This window comes from Streptosporangium nondiastaticum (assembly GCF_003011965.1).
Taxonomy (GTDB): domain Bacteria; phylum Actinomycetota; class Actinomycetes; order Streptomycetales; family Streptomycetaceae; genus Streptomyces; species Streptomyces nondiastaticus.
In genome coordinates this window covers 138,866-145,488 of sequence record NZ_PXWG01000004.1, presented here as the reverse complement: position 1 = coordinate 145,488, position 6,623 = coordinate 138,866, and the positions used below count along the sequence as shown (strand labels likewise).

The 6,623-nt window shown below is 71.9% G+C and carries 7 protein-coding genes; 3 read left to right on the top strand and 4 right to left on the bottom strand.

From position 1 onward, the window contains the following. The coding region (locus tag B7P34_RS37200) for a Vgb family protein (RefSeq protein ID WP_189382420.1) at positions 1-1,072 on the top strand (1,072 nt) is incomplete at its 5' end. A gap of 146 nt (positions 1,073-1,218) precedes the next feature. Here the strand turns inward: B7P34_RS37200 and B7P34_RS03900 are convergent. Continuing rightward, entirely contained in the window at positions 1,219-1,455 is a 237-nt protein-coding gene (locus B7P34_RS03900; RefSeq protein ID WP_146166722.1) for a hypothetical protein, read from the bottom strand. Positions 1,456-1,594: 139 nt separating this feature from the next. Further along, entirely contained in the window at positions 1,595-2,263 is a 669-nt protein-coding gene (locus B7P34_RS03895; protein ID WP_106674350.1) for a MerR family transcriptional regulator, read from the bottom strand. 134 nt (positions 2,264-2,397) lie between these two features. Here B7P34_RS03895 and B7P34_RS03890 point away from each other — a divergent pair, with 134 nt between their 5' ends. Next, the gene (locus B7P34_RS03890; RefSeq protein WP_106674349.1) at positions 2,398-3,702 is read left to right on the top strand and encodes a YhgE/Pip domain-containing protein; all 1,305 of its coding nucleotides are present in this window, start codon (positions 2,398-2,400) and stop codon (positions 3,700-3,702) included. 89 nt (positions 3,703-3,791) lie between these two features. Here B7P34_RS03890 and B7P34_RS03885 read toward each other — a convergent pair whose 3' ends face one another. Both B7P34_RS03885 and B7P34_RS03880 read right to left on the bottom strand, forming a co-directional pair. Then, complete coding sequence (locus B7P34_RS03885; RefSeq protein ID WP_106674348.1) at positions 3,792-4,340, bottom strand: hypothetical protein; 549 nt, start codon at positions 4,338-4,340, stop codon at positions 3,792-3,794. A 139-nt stretch (positions 4,341-4,479) separates the two neighbouring features. Further along, a complete protein-coding gene (locus tag B7P34_RS03880) occupies positions 4,480-4,986 on the bottom strand; it encodes a DUF6314 family protein (RefSeq protein ID WP_223267472.1) in 507 nt (168 codons plus the stop codon). Between the two features lie 222 nt (positions 4,987-5,208). Here B7P34_RS03880 and B7P34_RS03875 point away from each other — a divergent pair, with 222 nt between their 5' ends. Then, positions 5,209-6,450 (top strand): glycosyltransferase, encoded by a 1,242-nt coding sequence (locus B7P34_RS03875; RefSeq protein ID WP_223267471.1) that lies wholly within the window; start codon positions 5,209-5,211, stop codon positions 6,448-6,450. Positions 6,451-6,623: the final 173 nt, after the last annotated feature.

Sequence of the window (6,623 nt, the reverse complement as noted above, 5' to 3'; positions counted from 1 at the left end):
GGCCGCGGGACCGCGGCCGCCGCACCGGGAAGCCCCCTCCGCACCGGCGGGCCCGTCCCGGCGGACGGTGGTGGAGTACGAGCTGCCGCCCGCCGAGGAAACGCACGAGATCGTCAGGCTGCCGGACCGGCCGATGGCCCTCGTGTCCCAGATGTCCAACAGCCGTCTGGTGAAGCTCGGGCTGGACCCCCGTACCGAGCAGGTGACGGCCGTCAAGGCGTTCCCGCTCGGCTCCTCCGACGCGATGCTGCACGGGCTGGCGGTCTCCTCGTGCCATCCCGGACGGATCTGGGCCACGCACGAGGGCGCCGACCGGCTGCTCCTGGTGGATCCGCGGGCGGACTCCGTCGAAGCCGCCCCACGCGTCGAACGAGAGATCCCCGTTCCGGGCGGCGGCCGGGGACCGCACTACGTCAACGAGTACGGCGACGTCCTGTGGGTGACCCTGAAGGGAAGCGACCAGGTCCTCGCCCTGGACCACACGCGCCCCGGACGCCACCGCCTCTTCGACGCGAAGCCCCATCCCATCTTCGCCGCGCGCCACCCCGTCAGCGGGGACTTCTACGTCAGCCAGGACGGCGCGAGCTCACTGCTGCGCATCGACCCGCGCACCGGACGCACCGCCCAGATCCCCGTCCCGGCGGAGCAGGGCAGCACCCCGGTCGGGCTGATCAGCGGGCCCGGCAGCATCTGGCTGGTGCTCCTCGGCACCGCGCAGGCGGGGACCGGCACGTTCGGGCGGATCGATGCCGACGGGCGGATCGCCTGGCACCGGCTGGGCAGCCCGCTGGGCCGGTCGGCATCGCTCCTGCACCTGGCGTTCGACCCGCCGGGCACGGCGCGAGAGCCCGGGCTGTGGCTGCTGGCGTCGTCGATCGTCTCCGAGCAGGCCCGCGACCTCATCATCCGCGTACGGTTCGACCCGTCCTGGACGCGCATCACCGGGGAGGAGTACGCGGCGCTGCCGACGCAGTCGTGCAAGGCGCACCGTCTGCTGCCGCTGGAGCGCAGCGTGCTCGCCACCGAGCTGACCGGCGCGACGGTCGCCCAGCTGATCCGCGCCGAGGAGTAGCCGCCGTCGCCTCGCCGGAGCTGCACCCGGTCGGCGGTCCTGCCCGGGCGGGCAGGACCGGTCCGGCCGGACCGGCTCCCCGAACGGCGCCTGCTCGTGGCCCGGCTCCCCCGTCCGCCGGTCGAACCCGTGGCCCGGCCGGGAGGCTACTGGCCGTGCCAGCTGCTGTACATGACGAAGAGCATCACGAGAAGCCCGGCGAGGAGTACGCCCCGACCGGGCCAGGGTTCGGAGTCCTGGGCACGGATGCCGTCGCCGTCCGGGACGCCGCCGTCGTGGGCTTCGCGGCGGTGCCGGTCGCGTTCCTGCTCGGCTTGGCGCCGGTTGGTGACCTCGTCCCAGGTGATGCCGCACACCGCACACCGGTACTGATAGCTGGACACAGTGCTTCCTCCCGCACGTGCCGGCCCCGCTCCGGGGCCGCGAACCTTAGGGGCTCCCGAACCTTAGTGCGGACCGAGGCCGGCGGGGTGGCCACTCGGGCAGGGTTCCCACGTTCGAGCGAGAAGCCGTGACAAGTCGCTACTCGGCGCCGGTGCCGGTGTCGCCGCCCGCGATGCGGCGGCGCACCTGGTCCTCCTGGGCCAGCCGCCGCAGCAGTTCGAGCACGGGGGCCGAGAGGGCGAAGACGATGACCGCCTGCTCGGCCAGGGCCTCCGGGTCGCCGAAGGCGGCCGCGCGGTCGAGGTCCAGGCCCGCGATGGAACGGGCCAGCTCCGCGTAGGCGACGAGGTCGCCGGGCTCGTAGGCCGCGTCGAGCCGCCTGAGTTCCCTCAGCGCCGCCGTCAGTCCCTCGACGTGGGGGGAGGTGCTCGGCGTCTGCCAGTCCATGGCCGCGATCAGGTCCGCCACCTCGGCCTCCGCGGCCGATCCGATCTCCGCCTCGCGGCCGGCGTCACCGACCGGGGATTCCGCGACGGGCACCGGCAGGGCGTAGCTGACCGCCCCCAGGGCGCTCTCGGTGCTGTGCGCCTGGTCGACGGCCGTCAGGACGTCGCGGGTGGCGGCGATGGAGAGCCCGCCCAGCGTGGTCAGCGCCTTGATCAGCCGCAGGCGCTGGACGTGCTCCTGCCCGTACTCGGCGAGGGTCGCGGCCGTCGCCTTGCCGGCGGGCATCAGGCCTTGCCGCCGGAAGTACTTGATGCTGGCGACCGGCACGCCGGTCGTGCGGCTGAGCTCCGAGATCTTCATGCGGCTTCCTCGCTGGTGGTGCGCGAGCCCGGCACCCTGCTGCACCGACTGGACACCCTAGGAAGATACTGCCACTATCTAGCTACTGGATACCTTAAGTATCCAGTTACTCTAGGTAATAACTCGGAGCGAATATGCCTTCCCCCGAGCCCTCCTCCGTACTCCGCAGCCCGAAGCTGTGGATCGGTTCAGGCCTCATCGTCGCGGTGGTCTCCATCCTGTTCGCCCTGCTCTACGTGGGCGGCAACGTGAACCCCAAGGGCAACCTGCGCGACCTGCCCATCGCACTGGTCAACAGCGACCGCGGGGCCGACGCCAACGGCAAGCACCTCAACCTCGGTGACCAGGTCGTCTCGGGGATCGAGAAGTCCGCCGCGGACAACCACAGCTTCTCCTGGCAGGTCGTCAGCCGGCAGGAGGCCGACAAGCGACTCGGCCAGGGCAAGGTCTACGGCGCGCTCGTCGTGCCGGAGAACTTCAGCGCCACGGTGGCCGCCCTGGGCAGCCCGAAGCCGGTGGAGGCCACCCGGCCGACCCTGACCGTGCTGACCAACCAGTCCGCCGGCAGCATCGGTTCCTCCATGGCCAGCCAGGCGAACCAGAAGGCGGCCCACGCCGCCTCCGCCCAGCTCGGCAAGGAGCTCCTGAGCCGTGCCGCCGCCCAGAAGGCCCAGCTCGCCCCGGCCGCCAAGCTGATGCTCACCGACCCGGTGAACGTCGAGGTCGCGGACGGCCACCCGCTCGGCACGCACAGCGCCATGGGTCTGAGCGCCTTCTACTACGCGCTGGTCCTCATCGTCTGCGGCATGCTCGGCGCCAACGCGATCGTCTCCCAGGTCGACACCGCGCTCGGCTACCTGCACACCGACTTCGGCCCCTTCCGCCAGCGCATGCCCGTCCGCCACACGAGCCGGGTCCGCACGCTGGCCGTCGGCACGGTCCTCATGCTCGGCCTCTCCCTGGTCATGGGCTCCCTCGTCGAGCTCGCCACGGTCGGCATCCTGGGCATGGACGCCTCCCACCTCGGCCTGCTGTGGCTCTACTCCGTGGGCACGATCGCGGCCGTCGGCGTCAGCGCCCTGGCCCTGCTCGCCGTCTTCGGCACGCCCGGCATGCTGATCTCCACCATCGTCTTCGTCGCCATGGCCGTCCCGTCCTCCGGAGCGACCGTGCCGCTGGAGGCGCTGCCCGGCTTCTTCCACGCACTCTCGGAGTTCGAGCCGCTGCGGCAGATCACCGGGGGCATGCGCTCCATCCTCTACTACGACGCCCAGGGCGACGCCGGCCTCACCCGCGCATGGATCTCCATGGGCATCGCGTTCGTCGCCGCCGTGCTCTTCGGCTTCGGCGTCACCCGCCTCTACGACCGCAAGGGCCTGCACCGCATCCCCCGCGCCGCCGAGTCCACCGAGGCCGAGGCGGCCCCTGTCCCCGCCTGACAGGTCTCAGCACAGCAGGACCGGTGAGCCCCAGCGATCGTTCGCTGGGGCTCCCGCGTTTCGGGCCGCGCTTCGGGTGAAGGTCCTGGTCAAGAAGGACGCTTCCGCGCGGTGACGTAACGGAACGGTTCGCAGACTCCGGCACTGTGGTGGCCGGCGGCCGCGAGAGCCAGCGCCAGCCGCTCCCGTGCCGGAAGGTCCAGGCCTGCGGTGGCGTGCAGGGCTCCCAGCGCGAACTGGTCCCCGCACCCCACGGCCGCGTATCCGTCGGCAGGCTCCGCTATCTGGTAGTCGTCGTAGACGGCGAACAGGCGGCCGTGTATGCCGACGAGGAACGTCCCGGACTGCTCCTGCTCGGAGTCCTTGCGCGCCCAGCCGCCGGCCTTCAGACAGCCGCGCAGCTTGTCGACGAAGACGGTGGACATGAACCGGTCCAGGTCGCCCTTCGGTTTCGGCGCCTTGAACGCGTGGTGCAGCAGTTGGCCCATGCGGAAGCTGCTGGTGAACCCCATGGCGTAGGGGCCGTTGCGGAAGATCTTCGGATCCCGGCGCACGGTGAGTCTGAGGCCGGCGACGCCGGCCGAGTCCCCGCCCAGGTGCACCCGGCCGTTATGCACGAGCCCGACGATCACAGTCACGGTCTCCCCCTCCGCCGTCCCACCTTTCGATACTTCGCCTGATGAGACGGGCGGAAACCGGACCGGTCGGCCACGACGGCACGAAGGCCGGCCACGACAGCAAATAGACGGCCCGTAGGAGCAACGCTCCTCGTCCTGCTCACGCCCCGGCGGCAGGCCGGCGCCGGTAGACCGTGCGCTGCAGGTGATCCTTGGCCGGGCCGGTGGTGCGCCAGCGCGCGTGCCACTCGTCGTGGGAGACGGCGGCGAAGGCTCCCTCGTAGCGGTCGGCCGCGCAGGGATGGTGGACGGACCACTCGCCGGTGCGCAGGTCCAGGTCGTGGAAGAACCGGCCGTCGGCGAACGTGACCTCGCAGGTGCCGTCCGGCCCGGGAAGCAGCACGAGCGTACGGCCCGCGCGCCCCGGCATGCCGCCCCAGCGCAGTTCGCCGTCCTCCGTGTGCAGCACCCGGCCGTCGTCGTCCGTCCGGAACACGGCTGTGCCGCGGAACGACCCGCTGTTCCCCGTCCCCAGGTCGAAGAGGGTGCGCTCGACGGTCCACTCCCCCATCAGGTAGTCCGCCGCATCGGGGACCGGGTGCAGGCCCGGGCCTTCGGGCCATGCCGGGCCGGAGGGCGTGACGGGGAGGGGGACAGGCGACTGCATTCCCTCATTATCCCAGCCCCGTCTGACGTCGTAGGCACAGGCACGTCGTGAGCAGGGGCGGCACGTCCGGAGCGGACGGCAAAAACAAAGGCAAGGAGCCTCCCCGCTCCTTGCCACTTTTAACTTATAGCGTATGGGGGGCCTTGCGGCAAGGCCCCCGTCATGCCGCAGAATCACCGGCCTAAGACGGAATCTGCGGAAACGGGGGATCGCGAAGTGCGTGTGCTGTTGCTGTCATACGGGTCGCGTGGGGACATCGAGCCGATGCTGGGGCTCGCGGCGGAGTTGCGGGCGGTCGGCGTGGAGGTGCAGGTGTGCGCGCCGCCGGACTTCGCGGAGCTGCTGGACGGTGCCGGTCTCCCCCTGGTGCCGCTCGGCCCGTCGATACGCGAGATGGCGACCAAGGCGGTGACCGCCGCGAAGCCGGCGCCGGCGAAGAACCTGCCGCAGCGCGCGGCCGAGATATTCGCCGCGACGTACGACTCGGTCCGCGCGGTGGCCGGGGGCTGTGACGCGGTCGTGGCCACCGGCTTGATCCCTGCCGCGGCCGCCGGGCGCGCAGTGGCCGAGGAACTGGGCATCCCCTACGCGTTCGTGTCGTACTTCCCGACCTACCTGCCGTCACCGCACCACCCGCCGCTCGTGTGGCCGGGCCGGCCGGTCCCCCCGGACGTGACCGACAACCGGGTGAGGTGGGACCTGAACGCCGAGAACCTCAACGAGCTGTTCGGCGAGGCGATCAACACCCACCGGAAGACGGTCGGCCTGCCCCCGGTGGACAACGTCCGCGACCACGTCCTCACCGACCGCCCGTGGCTGGCCGCGGACGCGACGCTGGGCCCGTGGCTGCGGCCGGCGGACCTCGGCGTGGTGCAGACCGGGGCGTGGATCCGGCCGGACGAACGCCCGCTCCCGGCCGACCTGGAGGAGTTCCTGGACGCCGGGGCGCCGCCGGTGTTCGTGGGCTTCGGCAGCATGCCGCTGCGCGACGCGCAGGACGTCACCCGGGCGGCCGTCGAGGCCGTCCGCGCGCAGGGCCGCCGCGTCCTCCTCTCCCGCGGCTGGGCCGACCTGGCCCTGATCGATGACGCGGACGACTGCTTCGCCGTCGGCGAGGTCAACCAGCAGGCGCTGTTCGGCCGGGTCGCCGCCGTCGTGCACCACGGCGGCGCGGGCACCACGACGACGGCCGCCCGGGCCGGCACGCCGCAGGTGGTGGTGCCCCAGATGGCGGACCAGCCGTACTGGGCCGGCCGCGTGGCCGAGCTGGGCATCGGCGCGGCGCACGACGGTCCGGCCCCGACCGCCGAGTCCCTGTCGGCCGCGCTCAAGACGGCACTGACCCCCGAGATCCGCGCGCAGGCGACCGCCATGGCGGGCACGGTCCGCGCCGACGGTGCGGCTGTGGCCGCGAAGCTCCTCCTCGACATGATCAGCGAAGAAGGGCCGTCGGCCTCCGCGTGATCCGGGCGGATCACCGAGAGCCTGACCCGGAACCGGCCCCTGAACCACCGATCCGGGCCCTGAACACCCGAGACATACGAAGCGCCCGAGGGCATACGAAGCACCCGGCCCACCCGGAATGCCTGGAACACAAGTACTTGCACCGGTCGCCGAGCGACCACACAGCGGAGCTG

What these genes read in the sequence shown, in the direction of transcription:
- B7P34_RS03890 (WP_106674349.1), top strand. Translation starts at nt 2,398, where the DNA reads ATGCCTTCCCCCGAGCCCTCCTCCGTACTCCGCAGCCCGAAGCTGTGG.
- B7P34_RS03895 (WP_106674350.1), bottom strand. Translation starts at nt 2,263, where the DNA reads ATGAAGATCTCGGAGCTCAGCCGCACGACCGGCGTGCCGGTCGCCAGC.
- B7P34_RS03880 (WP_223267472.1), bottom strand. Translation starts at nt 4,986, where the DNA reads ATGCAGTCGCCTGTCCCCCTCCCCGTCACGCCCTCCGGCCCGGCATGG.